This is a genomic window from Peribacillus sp. P4_D6, from assembly GCF_056401795.1.
The window spans coordinates 1-21345 of record NZ_JBFUIQ010000017.1 but is presented as its reverse complement, the minus strand read 5'-3'; the positions used below and the strand labels follow the sequence as shown (position 1 = coordinate 21345).

The following is a 21345-nucleotide window of genomic DNA, read 5'->3' as shown; positions in this document are numbered from 1 at the left end:
ATGTAAAGAAAAGCCTCCTTTCTGTATAACTGTGTAGCCGGTTTATTTAGTCGAAATTTTCACTTCTGCGTTCATTCCAGGCAGAACTTTATCGGATGGTGCTTTGATGGAAATTTTCACTGGTACTTTTTGAGTGACTTTCGTATAGTTCCCGCTGCTGTTTTGATTGCCCATCACTGAAAAGACAGACGTTGTAGCATAACCGATCTGTTCCAATGTACCTTCGAAGACCGTATCGGGATCTCCATCGATGATAATATCGACGCTGTCACCTTTTTCGATATCCTTCAATTTATTTTCTTCAATATTAGCCGTTATGGACAAATCTTCCATATTGATGGTTTGAGCTAGCGTTTGACCTGCTTGAACAAGCTGCTCATCATGCACTTGTGTTTTAACGATCGTACCTTGTGCTGCGGTTTTTACCGCTTCTTTACCGTCTAAGGTGGTTACATTGGCAACTTTGTCATCCTTACTTACACTGTCTCCTTCGTGTAAGTCCCAATCTGCTAGTTTACCGGCAGCGGGGGCAACGATGGTATATAGCTCACCTGACACTTTTGCTTCATCCGTTTTAATGAAATTCGTGCTTTCATAATAGTAATAAGCCCCACCGGCCAATGCCGCTATTATAATAACCAAACCAATGACATTGATTAAAACTAAACGTCCTCTATTCACTTGTTTCGCCTCCAAAAATATATTGATGATGTGTTCCTTTTTTTATTTACGTTCATTAGCTAGAAATGAAATAACCTCCTATTCTAATGTTTATTTATTAATTTTAATAAATATTAATTTTTATAAGTATTAATATTATTAAGTAAAGAGTTTACCAGTTTAATTATTTTTTGTCATGTAATTTATTCGGAAAAATGGTGGGAAATAAATACAGTGAAATAGTAAAAATTTGAATTTTTTTAAGTTTTAAGGATATATGGAAAGTAAAGTTGACATTGGAATGCCATTTAATTAAATTTAAGAGGTAGGATTGTCCTATATAAGGAGTGAGAAGGCTGGAATTTAAATGGGAAGTAACTAATAGTATAGAGATGCAGATTTTTCGGATTAGGAAGAAGCTTAGGGCCATCGTAGCAAAAAATCTTCAGCCTTATGGATTAACATCGCCTCAGTTTTTCATTTTATTGATATTGAAAAAAGAGGGGTCGATTAAATCGACCCAGCTGGCTGACTTCTTAACCGTAAAGCCAAGTGCGATTACCGTATTTGTAGATAAGCTGGTCGAAATGGATTATGTGAAACGGCAGCCCTCTGATAAGGATCGCAGGGTCATCAACCTTGAATTGAAAGAGGCTGGGGAAGCGATTTTGGGGAGAGTCCTTGCGGATCATAACAAATCGATGGGCAAGAACTTCAATTCATTCTCGGAAGATGAGCTGCAGGATCTTGTGAATAAATTGGATACGATTGAAAAGGCTGCTGATAAGAACCTTTTGGATGATTGAATGAGGGCATGCTCTAAAATAGAGACGAAAAAAAGACGGTTCCCGGGAACCGTCTTTTTTAATCTTCTTCGTACTGGACAGATATTTCGTTATCTTCCTTATGGAACGACTGGAAGCTGACGATCAGCTTTTCAAGGTGTTCCAATTGTTCGTCATATTCTATGACTGCAGAAATCAATGGTACAAGGCGGGCAGAGAGGTGGCCTAGGTTATCATGCATTTCGTCCACTTGATTCTGCTGTTCGAAAAAATGGGCGAGCAGCTCTTTACGACTTAAACAATCCTGGTCCCAATCTTCAATCTCCTCGATTGACTTGATTTTTTCGATATGCAGTAATATCAACTGCTCATGCTTGCGGATCAATGAATCAAGCTGCTGTAAGATGCTCCGTTGGAAATCTTCAGGCATTTGATATACTTCATTCTCGAATTTATGGATTCTCTTCAAGGTTTCAAACGCTTTTTTCGTCGTTATGATCATTTGCCGATAAACGACAAGCTTTCTTGCTTTAGCAACACTGTTCTTCTTGAAATATTCCCGTTCCTCTTTGTACATGGAATAGATATGTTCCAAATCGAGTAACTCCGCCTTCAACCGGCTGATGTCCTTTTTCAATAAAGTGTGTTCTGTAGCATGTCTTGTGCTGATTCTGATCCATTTCAAGATGTCTTCCGTTACATCTGTAATGCGTGTATAAAGCTTTGCTTCGTACTTTGGAGGAATGAAAACAAGATTCACGATAAACGAAGAAACGATTCCAAGCAAAACGGATGAGAGACGAATAAAGGCAAAATTAAGGAATTCCCCGTCCTGGCTTTCCATGATGGCAATGACCGTCACGATGGAAAGGACAATCGTTTTATCCATTTTCAGTTTTAAATTGATGGTTATGACAACCATTACGGCAAGACCGATTATAAAAATATCATTTCCGAACAACAAAACGAAGGAGACAGCAACCAATGCGCCAATGATATTTCCTTGAATTTGCTCCAATACCGTTTGATATGAACGGTAAATGGTCGGCTGTATTGCAAAAATTGCAGCAATCCCAGAAAGGACAGGAGCAGGAAGGTTAAGCAGTTCCGATAAGTAAAGCGCTAAAACAATTGCTATTCCTGTTTTGAGAATGCGGGCACCAAACTTCATATATGGGTTAATCCTTTCTTTGTGTTGTAATGGGTCTGGCAAGAAAAGGCTCTATTAATATATAGGCCTTTGCTTAAAATTGTATTCTAACTTATTTGTTAGTACTTTACACTAAAATAAGATGATGTAAACAAAAAGTAATATACAGGATTTTCCTAAGAGATACAATAGTTAAAATCAAGTTTAATATATAAAGAAACGTTAGGCAATTTCTTGATTGCTTTCAGCATTGTTTTTCAATCGTTTGAAGACGATCCCAGAGGTATATGACGGGAAAAGGCTGATGCTCGAAATGAAGAGCATCAGCCTTTTTTAATATATATTTTCGGCATCACTCCGTGGATACAGCAGGATCCGCCTGTTCTTTAACTGGAACGACCTGAAGGAAATGCTCTCCAGGATTCTTAAGCAGTGTCTCTAAAGAGGCCGCTTCTTCGGTTTGGCCATGGTCTTTCAAGAGGGCCGTGTATTTGCCAAGGAGTTCAGCCACATCCTGCAGGCCTTTTGCAGATAGGGACTCAATGGATATCTTTGCCCCTTTCGCAACCCGTTTCTTAATGACCTCTTTGGTTAATCCAGATTCAGGCTGTTGCCGTAAATAAACGACACCTCCTGTCATCCCTGCGCAAATCCATGGACCGGGATCACCTAGAACTAAACCTCTTCCATTTGTCATGTATTCAAAAGCGAATCCCTTAATATTGGATGTTACCGCTATATTCCCGTGTTCCTTTTTAGGAAGCGGTTGTTTCAATAATCCGCCAATGATCATATCCGCTCCGGAAAGCCGGATTCCCGCCCTGGCATCGGCATCACCCTGGGCAATTAGGAGACCATGCTGTGCACCGTAACCAAAGCCCTTACCGACAGAGCCATTGTAGAACTTCCCATCTTTTCCTGGAGATTTAAAGATGGCAATGTTACCGCCAATCGATGTTTTACCGATACCATCCTGGGCACCGCCATTCACGCTGATTGAAATTCCTTCTGTATTGTATGCCCCAAGTCCATTACCCGGAATGGAACCATCCTGGTAGGATAGGTGAACGGGAGGAAGTTTTTTGTATGAACCATCCAATCTGCCCCTAACGCGGTGACAGGAGACCCTGCTGCCGAGTACACGCTGCTCGGATGTAATCGAGCTATAGCTGCGGGATTGCTGCAGTTCATCTACATGCGAATCAAGATATTCTGCGCCAACGGCTACCTGCATGGAGCCTTCATTCAAATATGCCGCCGCTTCCTTATGCGAGAACGGTGTTATATCCAGATTTTTTAATAAATAGGTTAAATCCAATGATTGTTGACCTTTAACTTGCTGCAGCAAATCAGAACGCCCGACGATATCCTGAAGATTCTTCACCCCAAGTGATCCGGTCAAAGATTTGAGTTCTTTTGCAAATGCAGTGAACATATTCGTTAACCCCTGTACGGCTAAATCAAATTTACGTGGAACAAAACGGCGCAGCCCGTGTTCTTTCGCCTGAGCTTCCGATTCAATTTGGGTGGCGATGCCCACATGGCAAGTATCAAGGTGACATCCGCGGCACGTTGTGCAGCCGACTGCAATCATCGAAAGGGTCCCAAAGCCTACACGATTTGCCCCAAGCAGCATTACCTTCAAAACATCCATCGAGCTTTTTAACCCACCGTCAGCCCAAATTTCAACGTTCTGCCGGATACCTGATTCAAGCAGTGCATTATGGGCCGCTTTCACACCTATCTCAACTGGCAGGCCGACATGTGAGAGAGCATGGATTCTGGCAGCACCCGTTCCGCCATCAAAACCAGAAAGCGTTATGATATCGGCCCCTGCTTTTGCGACGCCGACAGCAATCGTACCGATGTTTGGAACGACTGGTACTTTGACGGCAACTTTTGCCTTGTCATTTGCCGTTTTTAGCTCATGGATCATCTGGGCCAAATCTTCAATTGAGTATATATCATGGTTATTGGAAGGGGAGATCAAGTCGGAACCGATTGTAGCATTTCGGGCTTCTGCGATTTTCGCTGTGACCTTGGAACCGGGAAGGTGACCGCCTTCACCGGGTTTTGCCCCTTGACCAATTTTAATTTCCAATAGATTTGAAGAGTTCAGGAGTTCTGCATTGACACCGAAACGTCCGGAAGCGATTTGCTGTCCGCGGGATTTCGGGTACTTGCCCAGCATATCCTTTATTTCCCCGCCTTCGCCATTCATGCTGATCATGCCTAGCCTCTCGGCAGCTTCTGCATAGGCCCGGAAAGCAATCTCATTTTGTGATCCAAAGGACATGGAGGCTATGACGAAAGGCAATTCCTGTTCACCGACCGAAAGGCTGACTTCTTCAGAAGGGACGGAAGCATCTGAAATTTTTAATGATGTCAAGTGGCGGATCGTCGTCGGATTGGATTCTTCCTGTTCAGTGATCTTTTCGCGATAAGCATCATAGTCCCCGGTTGAAGCAACTTCCCCGATAGATTTCCAGATTCTAGGGAATAGATGGAAGGTCTTCCCCATCCGTTCTTTTTCATTGCCGTAATCCTCTGCACGCTGGATGGCATCTGCCTTGATTTTATCAAAATTATAGTCAAGATCATTGGATCCGAAGAAATTAGCCACATTTAGATATTTCGCGATTTCCTCATGTAAACCGATGCTTGAGAAAAGTCTTCCATAGCCGCGCAGCTCATGAATGCCAATGGTGGAGATGACCTTCTCAAGCCCTTTCGTCAAGGAGTTATATAGATTGGTAACCCCCTTATGGTCATCTGAAGATAAGGAAAGGAACATATAATAGGGGCTGATTAAGTTGGCCCCAAGACCATAAGAAACGATGATATCATGCAGTGACCTTAGCGATGCTGAACGTAAAAGGATGGAACAATCACGACGCTTGCCTGTACGGACCAACGCTTGGTCGACCGCTGAAGTGACCAGGTGTGGATCAAGCCAAAGGTTGCCGTTTTGATGGGCAAGGGCATCATCCAGAACGAGCAGCGTTTTTCCTTCATCCACAGCATTGACACTTTCATCCGTAATCCTGGTCAGGGCATCCGTGATGTTTTCATCCTCTTTGAATGTGCTTGAAATGATGTGCACGAGTTTTTGATCTTGGTTATATTTAATGAACTGGTCGTAGCTTGGCTGCGATACGATGGATGAGCACTCATAACCCGTTGATCCTTCGATCAATAAGGGAGTCAGCAGCTCCGTCACCTTTCCTGCCTTATTCGCTTCGAATAGGGAAGGGCGCTTTCCGATGATCGTCCTTGTTGAGAAGTGCTCGGTTTCCCGGTCCCGGTCGATCGCCGGGTTGGTTACAACGGCCACGCTTTCCTTGATGAAATCAGCAATGTTGGTCCGTTGGGGATTAAGTGCTGCCAGCGGCGCATCATGACCAAGTGAACGAATTGGCTCAGCGCCTTTTTCGGCCATCTGTTCCACTAATTGGACATGCTCCCTTTCCCACCCAAAGGCTTTATACTGACCATTATGAATGGCTTGCGTGTTTGTCATGGAGACAACCTTTTCAAAAACCTGTGGCTGTAAGCGGACTCGGTCATTGGAAAGGACGAAACGATCATTGAATAGTTCAAACACTTTATCCTGGTAATCCTTGTATGTGTACAATTCAATTCGGTCGCCGTTCCATTTCAAACCGATTTTTTCCCCTGGACCCATCGGTTTCGGATCTCCGGTATATTCACTGGAAGGGATGATTCCTGGTTCGGAAGTGAACATATAGGATGATTCCGTTTCAATATTCCAAAGCGGGCGCAAGCCTAGAGAGTCGACAGAGAATACGGCTTCATCGCCGAAACGGGAGATGATGCCTGCCGGACCTTGTGCAAAATGACCCCATGCTTCCCTTAAATACGTATATAAGTCTTGTAAGTGCTCGGGATATTCCTTGATTTCATTGATGATTGGCGGAAACATAAGATCGACAGCTTCGAATAAAGAGTAGCCATGACGGCAGATGAAAGTTTCGATCGTCTTGTTTAAATCCTGAGAGTCGCTTCCATCTTTAGCGATGGGAACTCCGATCATTTTCGCTTCATCACGCAATTTGGCGATGGTATTGATTTCGCCATTATGACCAAGCACGCTGAAAGGCTGGACCCGGAAGAAGCTTGATAGAGTATTGGTTGAAAAACGATTATGTCCCAGTGTCATGGTGGAGGCAGCCAAAGGGTCGGCAAGATCAAGATAATAGGCAGGGAGCGTATCCCCCGCACCCATCACTTTGTATACCGCATGATGCTGGCTTAAAGAGGCAACATGGATGAAATCGCTTTTTTCGATGTCGGAAGTCAGCTCAAAAAGAACATTTGAAAGCTCCTGGTTGTTATTGATGGTTGAGGAACAGGCAAATTGCCAGAACACTGGGTCTTCTTGAATGGCAATCGGTCCCAATGCCTCGGAACGGTAGGCTTTATCCGTTTCGAATATCAATGAGAGACCATGTTGGAGCAGTTTCTCCTTAACTTCGACCTTTAAGTCGTTCGCTTCTGTTTTTTTGCTTAGAAATAAGTGGCCGACTATGAAGGTATCTTGATCGACGATGCCTGAATCGACATTTGCCGCTTCAAGTTTCTTTTTCCAAAGAGCCCGGGGAATATCGATATGGATGCCGGCACCATCGCCCTCACCATTGATGAAGCCGCAGCGATGGTTCATTTTAACCAAGGCGTCGATACAGGCAAAGATGTTTTCGTTAGTAGGGATCTTCTTTTTTTCGATGCAGGAAACGATTCCGCAGGCATCATGTTCTTCCTTGTGAAATTCTTTGAATGTAGCAGGTGTCCATTGTTGGGCCATATTTGTGGCTTGAATAAGGTTACCCTTATTCTCTGCCTTTCACCTCCTGTAGCATGTGTTTAATGGGGGAAATATTAGTAAACCCGAACAATAGTCCAAGTTTTGATAGATTGAAAGAAAGTGTATAAATGTATATAAATGTATCCATATCATATCATTTAAATATTCAGAAATCAATTTTTTATACAATGGGATGGATGCTGTGATTGATGGGATTTTTGTGAGGATTGGCTTCAAATGCTAATATTAAAGATTTACTACAGGGAAATAAGAAACCCTCAAGATAGATGTACATCCTGAGGGTGTATAAAAAATGCATAATTATGCTGATTCGATTTATTATATTAGGTTTTTGAATGCATGTTCAACCGCTTTTAGAGTATAAGCGATATCATCATCCGTGTGAGCGATTGTCAAGAACCAGGCTTCGTATTTGGACGGTGCCAAATTGATTCCCTGATTGAGCATGAGTTTGAAGAACTTGGCGAACATTTCGCCATCCGTATTTTCCGCCTGCTCATAGTTTTCAATTTTTTCTGTCGTGAAATAAATCGTCAATGCCCCTTTAAGGCGGTTGATGGTGATCGGAACATTATATTGGCCAGCCGCTTTCAGGATACCTTCTTCAAGGATTTTCCCCAGGCGGTCAAGTTCTTCGTAAAGCCCCTCTTCTTTAAGTACTTCTAAGCAAGCTATCCCGGAAAGCATGGAAGCCGGATTTCCTGCCATCGTACCAGCTTGGTAGGCTGGTCCCAGAGGTGCGACAGAATCCATGATCTCTTTTTTACCGCCATAAGCACCAATGGGAAGCCCGCCCCCGATGATTTTTCCAAGCGCGGTCAAATCGGGTTGAATTCCCAAGTAGTCCTGTGCCCCTCCATACATGAATCGGAACGCTGTGATGACCTCGTCGAAAATGACGAGTGATCCGGCTTCATGAGATAAAGAAATGACTTCTTCCAGGAAGCCAGGACTTGGTTCCACGATTCCAAAGTTGCCGACGATCGGTTCTACCAACACGCCTGCAATTTCATTGCCCCATTTATCAAGTGCTTCTTTAAATGAACCGATATCATTGAAAGGTACCGTGATGACTTCTTGTGCAATGCTTTTTGGAACGCCTGCAGAGTCCGGTGTACCTAGAGTGGACGGGCCGGAGCCTGCAGCGACGAGAACAAGGTCAGAGTGTCCATGGTAACAGCCTGCAAATTTGATGATCTTATCGCGCCCTGTGTAAGCGCGGGCAACACGGATGGTGGACATGACTGATTCGGTGCCTGAATTGGTGAAGCGGACTTTATCCATGGATGGTATGGCTTCTTTCAGCATTTTGGCAAATTTGACTTCATGTTTTGTCGGAGTGCCGTATAAAACGCCGGATTCCGCTGCTTTAACGATAGCCTCCGTAATATGTGGATGCGCATGCCCTGTGATGATCGGGCCATATGCAGCTAAATAATCGATATATTTATTGCCATCAACATCCCAGAAATAAGCCCCTTTGGCATGATCCATCGCAACTGGCGAACCGCCGCCTACAGCTTTGTAAGAACGGGATGGGCTGTTAACCCCGCCAACGATATGTTCCAATGCCTCTTTATGTAAAAGCTCCGAATTTCTAAAATCCAATCTTAAAACCTCCTATAAATATAAACATATTTCCCCTTAATCATAGCACTTTTCTCTCTGGAAATCTGGGGTGGAAGGCTAGGAAATGTGATTCGTACCCTGGTGGAAACGCATCACCCCCAGAAGAATCAGGATTCCGGGCCAACATTTTTTTGGGGGGATCCCAAAACTCCTGTTATGAAAGTAAGGACGGCCAAGATGGTGTCAGGATTTTCGATGTCGAAGGATTGGCGGTTCATTTCGCCCTTGGCTTGGTAATAGATTAGCTGCCCGGTTCCTTTCTCTTCATTAATGCGAAGGTGGAAACTGATGGGTGTGCTTTCGATCGACCCGCTGGAATCCCTTTGGATGACCTGGCATAATAATTCACCGTACTCATCTTCATAAAGGAAGTCATATCGAAGGTCGAAAACGACCTTTTCAATTTGGGATAGTAATAATTTTTTGATATTCATAGCATACTCGTCTCCTTTATATATGTATCTGGTACAACGGCCATTCCCTCCCTGAAAATGGTAGATGACAACCAAGCATTTTTATTGTCTAAAAAGGTTGGTTTGGATAAACTAATTCATTAGGACAAGAGATTACGGAGGATGTAACAGGATGAGTGATGCAATTCAAGTGAAACAGCTTCGGAAGGAATTTAAGTCGGCATCAAGCCGTTCAGGGCTAAAGGGTGCCTTCCGGGATTTACTTACCAGAAATTATAAGGTCGTCCCTGCCGTCAATGATATCAATTTTACTGTAAAAAAGGGTGAGATGGTAGCTTATATCGGGGAAAATGGAGCAGGGAAATCGACCACGATCAAAATGCTGACAGGTATTTTGGAACCGACAGCAGGCGAAATCACGGTCAATGGCATGAATCCACATAAAGAAAGGGAAAAGTTCACTCAGACTATCGGAGTCGTATTCGGTCAGCGCTCACAGCTTTGGTGGGATATTGCGGTTCAAGAATCGTTTAGGCTGTTAAAAAAGGTCTATAAGGTAACGGATGAACAATATAACGATCATATGGAACATGTCATCAAGACGCTTGATATCGGTCCTTTGCTGGACAAACCAGTGCGTAAACTCTCGCTTGGTCAGCGAATGCGCTGCGAGCTTGCGGCAGCCTTGATCCACAATCCGCCTTTGCTGTTCCTGGATGAGCCGACAATTGGACTTGATGTGCTCGTGAAAATGAAGATTCGTGAGTTCCTGAAAGAAATCAATGAGAAATATAATACGACAATCCTTTTGACCACCCATGATTTAGGGGACATTGAAGCATTATGTGAGCGTGTAATCATGCTTGATGAAGGGCAAATCATCTATGATGGGGAATTGCAGAGTTTGAAAGATAACTGGGCTGAGGAAAAACAGATCCATTTTCAATTCATCGAGCCGATCGCATTGAAGGAATTGCAATCATTAGCGCTCCCATTTACCGCTAACTGGGTTCATGATGAGAAAAATCAAACATACATTGCCTTGTTGAAAGAAGAAAGTGATCATATTTCACAGCTTGTTTCAGCTGTCGTATCTCATTTTAAAATAAAGGACATCAAAATTCATGAAACGTCCATTGAAGAAATTGTTCGCAACATTTACGAAGAAGGCACTGTCTGACTCTCTTATCATTAAGAAACAACGTGTCTATCAAGAAGGGGGAGGGCCATGGGGAAGTATCTTGCCATGATCCGCATGCGTTTTTTGATGATGCTTGCGTATCGAACGGATTATTATACCGGCATTTTAATTTATAGCATTAATATCGGTGCTTATTATTTCTTATGGAATGCGATATATGGAGAAAAAAGCTCCATCGAAGGACTTTCAAGCATGCAGATGACAACCTATGTTGCGGTTGCATGGATGGCGCGCGCTTTTTATTTCAATAATATTGACCGCGAAATCGCCACTGAGATTAAAGACGGCAAGGTTGCCATTGAGATGATCCGGCCTTATAACTATTTAGGCATGAAAACGATGCAAGGACTTGGGGAAGGGATATTCCGTTTTTTCTTCTTCTCGATTCCAGGAATGCTGCTGGTAGCTTTCATTTTTCCTATTGAATTGCCGCGCGATCCGGCTGTATGGGGGATCTTCGGCATTTCCTTGCTGTTCAGTTTCATCATCAATACACAAATTAATTTATTGACGGGAATCACTACCTTTTTCTTATATAATAATGCCGGATTAATCCGCGCTAAAAGGGTTATCATTGATTTATTTTCCGGTCTGCTGCTGCCCATCAGTTTCTATCCTATATGGGCGCAGGAAGTGATGAAATATTTACCCTTTCAAGGGATCAGCTATGTACCAAGCATGATTTTTACGAACGGTTACAGTTCAGGCGAAATTGGCATGGCGCTTTTACAGCAGTTAATTTGGTGCATCATTCTCATAATACCGATTCAGCTTTTATGGATAGTCGCAAAAAAACAGCTGATTATTCAAGGAGGTTGACGGGATGTTTTATGTATCGATGTTTTTTCAATATGTGAGTCAATATATGAAGACAAGACTGCAATATAGAGCCGATTTCTTCATGGAAATCCTATCAGATCTGCTGAATCAGGTCGTGAATCTGGTATTTATCTTGGTCGTTTTCGGACATACGCAATTTTTAAGCGGCTGGAGCCGTGAAGAAATCATATTCATTTATGGATTCTTCCTTATCCCTTTCGCCCTTTTTTCGGCCTTTTTCAACATCTGGGATTTTAATGACCGCTATATCGTCAAAGGTGAAATGGACCGGATATTAACAAGACCGATACATAGCCTGTTTCAAGTCATTTTAGAAAGAATCGAGCTTGAAGCGTTATTTGGAGTTGTGACCGGTTTGATCATCATATTCTATTCGGCGATTTCATTGGATCTTCAGCTTGCGTGGTATGACCCGATTCTTTTCATCGTTTTTGCAATAGGCGGGGCACTTGCCTATGCAGCCATATTCGTTGCGATAGCAAGCATTGGGTTCTGGTCGGATGCGAAAACATCCATCATGCCAATGATGTACAATATCGGGAACTACGGGCGCTATCCTGTTGATATTTATAATAAGGTCATCCGTTTTGTCCTTACATGGGTGCTGCCATTCGCGTTTGTCGGTGTCTATCCGGCATCTTATTTCCTAAGAAAAGAAGAATGGTATGCATATGCATTTGCCACACCTGTAATTGGGGTTGCCTTTTTCGTGATATCCATTTTCATATGGAATCAGGGAGTGAAGAGGTACCGCGGGGCAGGGAACTGAAAGAACCCCTTCAACAGATTCATGTTGAAGGGGTTTTTGTTTAGTTCCGTTTTTTCTTTCTTTCAATATATCTTGCTTGGGCTTGAACATATTGCTGTTTTTCCTCTTCCGTTTCCGGAATGACCTGAGGTACGTTTGTCGGCTTACCGTCTTCATCAATGGCAAGCATCGTTAAAAAAGCGCGTGCCGTAAGCTGTTTTTCACCTGTTAATAGGTTCTCTCGCTCCACTTTCACGAATACCTCCATTGATGTGCGATGAGTACAGGTGACATAAGCTTCAAGGTTGATCGCGTCCCCTGTTTTGATGGGGGCCAAAAAATCAAAAGAGTCGCTTGAAGCAGTCACAACGGGTTTTCGACAATGTCGCATAGCGGAAATGCAAGCTATTTTATCCACATAGGCCATTACTTTTCCGCCAAAGATGGTATTATGATGATTTGTATCCGGTGGAAAAACAAGGTCGGTTAAAAAAGTCCGTGACTGCTGTGTTGGATGGGCAGCGTTCTTTTCAATCATTTGCCTGCTGGTTTACTAAAAGGTTTTTACGGACGACTTTTGCTGCTTCGACCATGTTTTTCAGGGAAGCGACGGTTTCCGGGATACCCCTTGTTTTCAGGCCGCAGTCGGGATTGATCCAAAACTGGTCTTTATCCAATACCTTGATGCCCCGTTCAATCATATCGACCATTTCTTCCACTGCCGGCACACGCGGGCTGTGAATATCATACACCCCCAGGCCAATGCCTTTTTCATATGTTTTTTCCTCGAATGCGGAAGCGAGCTCCCCATGACTGCGGGATGTTTCGATGGAAATTACATCGGCATCGAGGGAGGAGATGACATCCATGAAACTGTTGAAGTCGCAATAGCACATATGCGTGTGAATTTGGGTTGTATCCTCCACGCTAGATGTGGATATCAAGAATGAATTCAATGCCCAGTTCAAATACTCGTCGCGATCGCTTTTTTTCAATGGCAGACCTTCTCTAAGTGCAGGCTCATCAACCTGAATCATTTTAATTCCAGCAGATTCCAAGGCAATGACTTCTTTTTCTAAAGCGAGCGCCAGCTGAAAGCAAACATTCTCCCTGGAAATATCATCACGGACGAAAGACCAGTTCAAAATCGTAACAGGACCTGTCAGCATTCCCTTCACCGTCTTCTTCGTCAGTGATTGTGCGTATACACTTTCCTTGACTGTCATCGGTTCGATGAAATGGATGTCGCCGTAGATGACTGGCGGTTTCACGCAGCGGGATCCATAGGATTGTACCCAACCCTTTTCTAAAAAGACGAATCCGCCTAATTTATGACCGAAGTATTCAACCATATCCGTCCGTTCGAATTCCCCATGAACGAGAACATCCAAACCGATTTCTTCTTGGATTTCGATCCACCTGCCGATTTCTTCGTTAACGAATGTTTCATATTGCTTGGCTGTCCATTCTCCTCTATTGAATTTCCCGCGTGCTTGTTTAACTTCAAATGTCTGCGGAAAGCTGCCGATCGTAGTCGAAGGGAGAAAAGGTAATTTGAAAAATTCCTGTTGTTTTTGGTAACGGTCTTTAAATGGAAGCTGACGGCCGGCAGTCCTGTTTTTAACCTTTTCGACATTGGATTGTACAGACCCGTGGTTTCGGACATTTGAATTGGCTAACGTTTGAATCGTAAATTTATTGACATCCACTTTTTCGGCGATTGCTTCAATGCCTTGATTATTCCCTTTGACCAAAAGTGTGATTTCCTCAAGTTTCTCATCAGCGAAAGCAAGGGCCTCTTTCACTTCTTTTGAAAGGGCGGTTTCATTACGAACGGTCACCGGGACATGAAGCAGGGAGCAAGAGGGCTGTAGCCAGATTTGGTCCTCAGCTACCTGTTTCTTAAGTGTCTCGATCAATTCGATTTTTTTGGATAAATCGGATAGCCAAATGTTTTTTCCGTCAATCACACCCGCTGCAAGCACTTTGTCCTTCGGGAAACCAAATGCCTCAAGGTTACTTAAATTCCTTCCTTTATCATGTACAAAATCAAGACCGATTCCTTGGACTTTTAATTCGATGACTTCTTGATAGTGTTCCACGGCATCAAAGTATGTTTGTAGCATGATGTTCAGGTTTGGTGCTGCTTCATTCAGTTTTTCATAGAGGTAAGTAACAGTTTGCATATCATCTTTGGAAATGGATGAAACAAGGGAAGGTTCGTCCATTTGAACCCACTTCACGCCTTCTTGCTCCAACTCCCGCAGGATTTGCGTGTATAGGGGAAGCAGACTCAGGATGATGCCAGGGATTTCCTGTTTATTAAAGCCTTTTGAAAGGGAGAGGAAAGTATAAGGTCCGATCAAAACGGGCTTCGATTCGATCCCTAGCTTTTCCTTGGCTTCCCGATATGCTGTAAGTGGTTTATTTTCTGTTAAAGTAAGCTGTGCCAGTTTTAATTCAGGGACAATATAGTGATAGTTTGTATTGAACCATTTCGTCATTTCTGAAGCGACTTCATCATTGTTTCCCCGGGCCATTGAATAATAAACGGAAAGGGGGACACTTCCGCCTTCATAAGCTGAATAACGTTCAGGAACAAGACCGAACATGACGGACATATCGAGCATTTGATCATAGAAAGTGAAGTCGTTGACAGGGATGATATCAATGCCCCGTTGCTGCTGTTTTTGTAAGTTGCCTATACGGATTGCCTTTAGTTGTGCCGTAAATTCCGCTTCATCGATTTTACCTGACCAGTATGCTTCCAATGTACGTTTCCATTCACGATCTTCCCCGATTCGAGGGTAACCCAAACTGCTGCTCTTCAAAATTCCCATCCTCCTACATTCAATTGATCAAACAATAAAAAAAGCATTCCTAACCGTCAAAAAAGAAAGTTAGAAATGCTTAAAATAAAGAGGCATGCAAAATGCCCCTTACAATTATAAGGTCCCTAACACCTCCCTATCTCCCGTAGGTTAAAACAGTGTTGTCGAAATAGGCAGGTCTCCTGACTTGGGGAATATCATTAGCGGCTGGCCTTCCCGATCCGTTGATCAGTGGCATATTGATTGACGCTAACATTCCCATTACAGTGGCGGGACCGTGCCGGAATTACACCGGACTTCCCTTTTAATCCTAATGAAAATTAGGAACCTATTTCCACATATGAAATTTTGCAAAACCTGCCTTGTTAACTGTTTGCAGGTCAAAGATTTATAAAATAAAAACTATTATAAAAATTTAGACAATCTTAACATATCCGACCAAAAGGGTCAACATGGAAAAAGGATTAGGGAAAGTTTCCGTTTAATGCGTTTGTCGGTGATAAGGCTGATTCCTAAAAAGAATATATTGTTTGGACAGGGAGTATGTATAGAGGAAGTGGCGTTTTGAAATGGGGCGTGGGGGATGACTTTCTACATCTTGATTGCAGGGATCATTTTTTGCATGGTGATGAGCATTCGTACGTTATTTCTTGTTGAGTCGGGAGGAAAGAAATTTTCTCTTGAGGATATGCTGTGGCTTGGCAATTTATATGCGACGATATTAGTTGGATTTGCACTGATATATTTATTATACGAGCTTCAGAATCATTCGGTGATTCTTGATATGGGCAATCGGTTGGATGGGACTTTCTATGAACAATTGAAGACTTCTTTTTATTTTAGTGCGATGACGATGTTTTCTGTAGGATATGGAGATATAGCCCCGATTGGCATGGGTAGGATGATAGCTACCATTCAGGCCTTCATTGGGTATACACTGCCTGCAGCGTTCGTGATTCGTACGGTGATCGATCTGGAGCAGAAAGATAGGAAGGATAAATGAAAGTTGTGTTTCTTTCGATTATTGGGTACTCTTACCATAATGAAAGAAATGGAGGGTTCAATATGACTGTTAAAATTGGCGAAAAAGCACCTGATTTCAAACTCCCTGCAAACAATGGTGAAATGGTTTCCCTATCGGATTTTAAGGGGAAAAACATTGTATTATATTTTTACCCAAAAGACATGACGCCAGGTTGCACGACGGAGGCCTGTGATTTCCGGGACCATAATGAGCAATTCGAGGAATTGAACGCGGTCATCCTTGGTATCAGCCCAGATCCAGCGGCACGTCATGAAAAATTCATCGAAAAACATGGATTGCCTTTTCTGCTGCTGGCTGACGAAAATCATGAAGCGGCTGAATCATTTGATGTTTGGCAATTGAAAAAGAACTTCGGCAAGGAGTATATGGGCATTGAACGTTCAACTTTCCTGATTGATAAGGCTGGAAATGTAGTCAAAGAATGGCGTAAAGTAAAGGTTAAAGGCCACGTCGAAGAAGCGCTTGAAACTCTTCGCGAACTCGAAAAATAAGGGATAGGCAGATGAAGGATGAGAGGATAACGAAGCTTGCAGCCAGGCTGGTTCATCATTCGATACAATTACAGCCTAAAGAGAGAATCCTCATACGGGGGCATATCAACACGAAACCATTATTGAAAGAGTTGATTGATGAAATATACAGAGTGGGTGCTTATCCATATGTGGAACTCGAGGACGATGAGATAAGCCGCCACCTGTTACTAGGGAATGTGAAGGAGCAGCTTGACACAGCTTCACAATGGGCCTTGAAGAAATATACGGATATCGATGCGGTCATCATCATCACTGGGGAAGAAAACAATGCGGAAATGACTGATGTTCCCATCGAGAGGCACCGTCTTCAAGGGGAGGCCATGAATTCCCCTACACTTTTTTATGTAAACAACCGACGTTGGGTCTTACTTAATTATCCCACCAAGGCATCAGCGCAAAAAGCCGGCATGACCTTCTATAGGTACGAAGACTTTCTTTTGAACGTATGCACAATGGATTACGGGAAAATGGAGGCGGCTTTGAAGCCGTTAAAACATTTGATGCAACGTACTGACAAAGTCAGGATCGTTTCACCAAGGACAGATTTGACCTTTTCCATCAAAGGCATGCCGGCCGTCATATGTGCCGGAAAAAAGAATTTACCGGATGGGGAAGTATTTACGGCACCCATAAAAGATAGTCTCAATGGAAGGATATCCTTCAACACACCCACAACCTATGAAGGAATTACCTTTAGTGACATAGAATTGAACTTGAAAAAGGGGAAAATCATTAAAGCGACTTCCAATCGTGATCTTGAAATGAACCAAATTCTGAATATTGATGAAGGGTCCCGGTTTATAGGGGAGTTCGCTATTGGAATCAATCCATACATATTGGAACCTATGGACGATATTTTGTTCGATGAGAAAATAAGCGGGAGTCTGCACTTGGCTCTTGGGCTTGCCTATGATGAAGCGGATAATGGAAACCGGTCATCGATACATTGGGATATGGTCTTGATCCAGCGTCCGGAATATGGGGGCGGTGACATCTATTTCGACGACGTCCTGATCAGAAGGGATGGCTTTTTTATTTTGCCGGAATTACATGCATTAAACCCAAATTCTTTAAAATAAAGCCTTTTTTAATAAGGATGAGGCTTTTGTCCAACTCAAAAAGGGGACACCCGAATATGCTTTATTAAGGGAATACCTCCTCAGAGAAAGTTGCACGGGACACATAGAGCCCGTGTTTTTTTATGTTAATAAAAGGGGGAGATAAACATGTTAATACTTTCGACTGTCATTCCGAATGAAGGTATCCAAATGAAAATGATGAAAGCTTTTCCTGATTTGAACTTCATTTATCAAAAAGGATGGAAAGATGGGCCGCTTCGTGAAGCGGAAATCTTAATTACATATGGTGAAGATTTAACTGAAGAAATCATTGAGAAAGCAGCGAACTTGAAATGGATCATGGTCATGAGTGCAGGGATGGAACTGATGCCATTTAAAGCCATCGAGGAACGAGGCATTATGGTGACCAACGCAAGAGGCATACATAAAATCCCGATGGCTGAGTATACGATAGGGATGCTTTTGCAATATGAAAAGAAATTGAAGCTGCTTATGAAGAATGAAAAGGAAGAATTGTGGGATAGAAAGATCGAAGTAGGGGAATTGAATGGCAAGACCATGCTCGTATTGGGTGTGGGTGCAATAGGAGGGAAAGTGGCTCGTCTTGGGAAAGCCTTTGGGATGAAGACGATAGGAGTGAACCGGAGCGGGAAACCGGTGGAATCCATCGATCACCTTTATGACCTGGATCATTTATTGGTAGCCATACCGGGAGCCGATTATATTGTATCCGTCCTGCCAAGTACGGATGAAACAAAGGGCCTTCTGAAAAAAGAACACTTCAAAGCCATGAAAGAATCTGCAGTACTCGTGAATATTGGCCGGGGCGACCTGATTAAAGATGAAGTGCTGATCGAAGCCTTGGATTCCGGGGAATTGTCTCATGCCATCTTGGATGTATTTGATCCGGAACCTTTAGGAAAAGGGCATCCGTTTTGGAGGATGAAGAATGTTACAGTCACACCGCATCTTTCAAGTAAAAGCGGAGAATATTTACCAAGGACCTTTGCCATATTCGAAAAAAATATGCGTGAATACCTGAAAGCTGGAAAAGACTTCACCAACGTAATCGACTTATCTAGGGGATACTAAGTTCAATGCAAAAATGGGAAAGAATCAAGTCTTCATGAATAAACTAAAAAAGAATGGTTAAGCCATTGAATTATTGACAAATTCAACGTATAAAAGGTACACTATTTATAAACATTATAATTTAAGAATGCATACTTAATGAGAAAAAGAGGTGGATGACGGTGTCTGAAGTTCAGTTAAAAGAAGCGTTGGATTCCTTAAAAGATACCGGTGTAAGAATAACTCCTCAACGCCATGCGATACTTGAGTATTTGATAAGCTGCATGTCCCACCCTACCGCTGATGATATATATAAAGCGCTGGAAGGCAAGTTTCCGAATATGAGTGTGGCAACGGTTTATAACAACCTGCGTGTGTTCCGTGAGGTAGGTTTGGTAAAAGAACTTACGTATGGGGATTCTTCGGCAAGGTTTGATTTTGTGACGACGAATCATTATCATGTAATTTGCCAAACTTGCGGTAAAATTGTGGACTTCGATTATCCTGCATTGGATGAAGTCGAGCATTTCGCAGCACAAGTCACTGGTTTCAATGTTAGTCACCATCGGATGGAAATCTACGGCGACTGTATGGATTGTGCGAAAAAAGAATCGCATTAAAAAAAGTTCCTCCACTTGGTTGGAACTTTTTTTCATGTTTATGAAGAAATGATACAATTGTTAAAGCCTTCTTGAAAGGGAATTCAGCTAATCGACTTAATCATGCAGGCTTTTCCGGTTATATTTTTCATTGAATTCTTCGCCTTCCAACTTTTTGTCAAGTGTCAATGGTTCTTCACAATGCATGCAAATATCTACACGTCCTAGTATTTTTGTAGGTTTGCTGCAGTTAGGGCAGACAACCTGGATCGATTTTGTAGAAAGCATTCCAATCCAGAAATAAACCCCTGTGCTTGCGATTATGAATAAAAGGCCCAGCCCCATGAAAATCGTCATGACAACAGGATGTGTTTTGAAGAAAAGCCCAAGGTACATTACGATAAAGCCAATGAAAATCAAACTCAAAGCAAAAGTGCGTATTTTATTGATTTTGCTAGAATATTTAGCCATGGATTGTCCCTCCTAAAATATAACTTTAACTATAACATAAACAATGGATGGAACAAAAAAGAAATAAAGGATACATATTACTTTTGAATTGAAATGGTTTGGGGTAAGGGAACTAAGCAGGAATTTGAAGAGTTTTGTCGAAAATCTAAAAAAAAGGTTTTGGAGGAATTTATGATGGAAGATATCCTTCGCCCGATTTATCAAGAGCGAGCAAGTTTAAAATCTACACTTGGAATCTTGTTAGTAGAAAAAAGAGATGATAATAGCCCGATTACCGATACGTTTGACTACATCCTTTTTGTAATTGCAGACGAAGCAGAAGAGGCTGTGTTTTTAAAACATTACACATACCAGGATAAAAAGGCGGCCCTGCATATCGTAAAGGAAGACCAATTAAAAGAATGGCTCCTATTAGGCACGAACCGCAAAGTGGTTGACTGGATATATAACGGGAAGGTCCTTTTTGACCGGAACGAATATCTGGACCGTTTGAAAACCGAAATCCGGGAGTTCCCCTTCTATGGAAGGAAGTTAAAGATGGGGATGGAGTTCGCGAAGTTAATTCGCAGGTACATGGATGGGAAAAGCTTCTTTGAAAAAGGCCATCATCTTGAGGCATACAATCATATCGTTCATTCCCTGCATCATTTGGCCCGTTTGGAGATAATAGAACAGGGCTTTTATCCGGAGGTTACTGTCTGGAACCAAGTGAAGCATATGGAACCTGAAATTTACAAGCTGTATAAAGAATTGATCAGCAGTGAGGAAACGCTCGAAAAAAGATTGGAGCTTTTATTCCTTGCGAGCGAATTTCTTATATATTCGAGGACGAATGCAGGTTCACAGCATTTGGTCGAAATAATGGGAATGAAAGAAGATCCGTGGACGATTGCAGAGCTTATGGAGCATCCGGAAGTTAAGTTTTATTCAGTAGACCTAGGCGTTTTATTGGAATATTTGATAGAGAAGAAGGTAATCGATGTCATCAAAGCGGAGACAAAAGGGCACGAGGTATATCATCGGTTTTATCGTGTATCAAAAAACTTTTAAAAAAATTCATTATTATTGTTGACCAATAATAATATAGGTGTTATATTAATACATGTCGCTGCGGGACATCAGCTTTCGCAGCTTCATCAAAACAAAAAAATAAAAAAACATGTTGACAACAGAGTTGAAAACATGATATGATGTAAAAGTCGCTTACGAAGTAGACGACAACGAAATTGCTCTTTGAAAACTGAACAAAACAAAGCGCCAACGTTAAATTTTAAGTGAGCACACACTATCAAAAAAGCAAATGAGCAAGTCAAACATTTCTTCGGAGAGTTTGATCCTGGCTCAGGACGAACGCTGGCGGCGTGCCTAATACATGCAAGTCGAGCGAATCAACGGGAGCTTGCTCCCTGAGATTAGCGGCGGACGGGTGAGTAAGGTGAGTAAC

General features: G+C 42.5%; 18 protein-coding genes, 1 rRNA gene and 1 riboswitch. Of the genes, 11 read left to right on the top strand and 8 right to left on the bottom strand.

Annotated elements, in window-relative coordinates:
* Positions 1–42: 42 nt before the first annotated feature.
* Entirely contained in the window at positions 43–681 is a 639-nt protein-coding gene (locus AC1DVB_RS08260; protein ID WP_057278723.1) for a biotin/lipoyl-containing protein, read from the bottom strand.
* Positions 682–1007: 326 nt separating this feature from the next.
* Between AC1DVB_RS08260 and AC1DVB_RS08255 the strand changes: the two genes are divergently transcribed.
* Positions 1008–1466, top strand: a complete 459-nt coding sequence (locus tag AC1DVB_RS08255; protein ID WP_239860265.1) for a MarR family winged helix-turn-helix transcriptional regulator — start codon at positions 1008–1010, stop codon at positions 1464–1466.
* 58 nt (positions 1467–1524) lie between these two features.
* Here AC1DVB_RS08255 and AC1DVB_RS08250 read toward each other — a convergent pair whose 3' ends face one another.
* The 4 genes from AC1DVB_RS08250 to AC1DVB_RS08235 all read right to left on the bottom strand — a co-directional run bounded on the left by AC1DVB_RS08250 (position 1525) and on the right by AC1DVB_RS08235 (position 9504).
* Positions 1525–2616, bottom strand: coding sequence for an FUSC family protein (locus AC1DVB_RS08250; RefSeq protein ID WP_034305350.1), 1092 nt, complete (start codon positions 2614–2616; stop codon positions 1525–1527).
* A 331-nt stretch (positions 2617–2947) separates the two neighbouring features.
* Entirely contained in the window at positions 2948–7420 is a 4473-nt protein-coding gene (locus AC1DVB_RS08245) for a glutamate synthase-related protein (protein ID WP_477588923.1), read from the bottom strand.
* A gap of 339 nt (positions 7421–7759) precedes the next feature.
* Positions 7760–9049 carry a glutamate-1-semialdehyde 2,1-aminomutase gene (locus tag AC1DVB_RS08240; protein ID WP_063592104.1) on the bottom strand — a complete coding sequence of 430 codons (1290 nt, stop codon included), beginning with the start codon at positions 9047–9049 and terminating at the stop codon, positions 7760–7762.
* A 128-nt stretch (positions 9050–9177) separates the two neighbouring features.
* Complete coding sequence (locus tag AC1DVB_RS08235) at positions 9178–9504, bottom strand: hypothetical protein (protein ID WP_057278727.1); 327 nt, start codon at positions 9502–9504, stop codon at positions 9178–9180.
* 151 nt (positions 9505–9655) lie between these two features.
* Between AC1DVB_RS08235 and AC1DVB_RS08230 the strand changes: the two genes are divergently transcribed.
* The 3 genes from AC1DVB_RS08230 to AC1DVB_RS08220 are packed head-to-tail and all read left to right on the top strand — an operon-like array spanning position 9656 to position 12293.
* Positions 9656–10663, top strand: coding sequence for an ABC transporter ATP-binding protein (locus AC1DVB_RS08230; protein ID WP_057278728.1), 1008 nt, complete (start codon positions 9656–9658; stop codon positions 10661–10663).
* Positions 10664–10711: 48 nt separating this feature from the next.
* A complete protein-coding gene (locus AC1DVB_RS08225; protein WP_057278729.1) occupies positions 10712–11503 on the top strand; it encodes an ABC transporter permease in 792 nt (263 codons plus the stop codon).
* Positions 11504–11507: 4 nt separating this feature from the next.
* Positions 11508–12293 (top strand): ABC transporter permease, encoded by a 786-nt coding sequence (locus tag AC1DVB_RS08220; protein WP_057278730.1) that lies wholly within the window; start codon positions 11508–11510, stop codon positions 12291–12293.
* 40 nt (positions 12294–12333) lie between these two features.
* On the opposite strand, the gene AC1DVB_RS08215 is transcribed toward AC1DVB_RS08220, so the two are convergent.
* Together AC1DVB_RS08215 and metE are read right to left on the bottom strand one after the other, a co-directional pair.
* Positions 12334–12810 carry an acyl-CoA thioesterase gene (locus AC1DVB_RS08215; RefSeq protein WP_057278731.1) on the bottom strand — a complete coding sequence of 159 codons (477 nt, stop codon included), beginning with the start codon at positions 12808–12810 and terminating at the stop codon, positions 12334–12336.
* Complete coding sequence (gene metE / locus AC1DVB_RS08210) at positions 12803–15112, bottom strand: 5-methyltetrahydropteroyltriglutamate--homocysteine S-methyltransferase (RefSeq protein ID WP_477588919.1); 2310 nt, start codon at positions 15110–15112, stop codon at positions 12803–12805. Before metE ends, AC1DVB_RS08215 begins: the two co-directional genes overlap by 8 nt.
* A 146-nt stretch (positions 15113–15258) precedes the next feature.
* A riboswitch (cobalamin riboswitch) is annotated at positions 15259–15450 on the bottom strand.
* A gap of 236 nt (positions 15451–15686) precedes the next feature.
* Here metE and AC1DVB_RS08205 point away from each other — a divergent pair.
* The 5 genes from AC1DVB_RS08205 (at position 15687) to perR (ending at position 19451) form a co-directional block, all read left to right on the top strand.
* The gene (locus AC1DVB_RS08205) at positions 15687–16106 is read left to right on the top strand and encodes a potassium channel family protein (protein ID WP_034305333.1); all 420 of its coding nucleotides are present in this window, start codon (positions 15687–15689) and stop codon (positions 16104–16106) included.
* 62 nt (positions 16107–16168) lie between these two features.
* Positions 16169–16639, top strand: a complete 471-nt coding sequence (bcp, locus tag AC1DVB_RS08200) for a thioredoxin-dependent thiol peroxidase (RefSeq protein WP_034306447.1) — start codon at positions 16169–16171, stop codon at positions 16637–16639.
* Between the two features lie 11 nt (positions 16640–16650).
* Complete coding sequence (locus tag AC1DVB_RS08195; protein ID WP_057278732.1) at positions 16651–17760, top strand: aminopeptidase; 1110 nt, start codon at positions 16651–16653, stop codon at positions 17758–17760.
* 147 nt (positions 17761–17907) lie between these two features.
* Entirely contained in the window at positions 17908–18852 is a 945-nt protein-coding gene (locus AC1DVB_RS08190) for a D-2-hydroxyacid dehydrogenase (protein WP_095679861.1), read from the top strand.
* A gap of 155 nt (positions 18853–19007) precedes the next feature.
* Complete coding sequence (gene perR, locus AC1DVB_RS08185; protein ID WP_034305329.1) at positions 19008–19451, top strand: peroxide-responsive transcriptional repressor PerR; 444 nt, start codon at positions 19008–19010, stop codon at positions 19449–19451.
* A 96-nt stretch (positions 19452–19547) separates the two neighbouring features.
* Here the strand turns inward: perR and AC1DVB_RS08180 are convergent, their stop codons facing one another.
* Complete coding sequence (locus AC1DVB_RS08180) at positions 19548–19901, bottom strand: YgzB family protein (protein WP_034305326.1); 354 nt, start codon at positions 19899–19901, stop codon at positions 19548–19550.
* Positions 19902–20075: 174 nt separating this feature from the next.
* Here AC1DVB_RS08180 and AC1DVB_RS08175 point away from each other — a divergent pair, with 174 nt between their 5' ends.
* Complete coding sequence (locus AC1DVB_RS08175) at positions 20076–20951, top strand: nucleotidyltransferase-like protein (RefSeq protein ID WP_034305324.1); 876 nt, start codon at positions 20076–20078, stop codon at positions 20949–20951.
* A 268-nt stretch (positions 20952–21219) separates the two neighbouring features.
* Positions 21220–21345, top strand: a 16S ribosomal RNA gene (locus AC1DVB_RS08170); the annotation flags it as partial.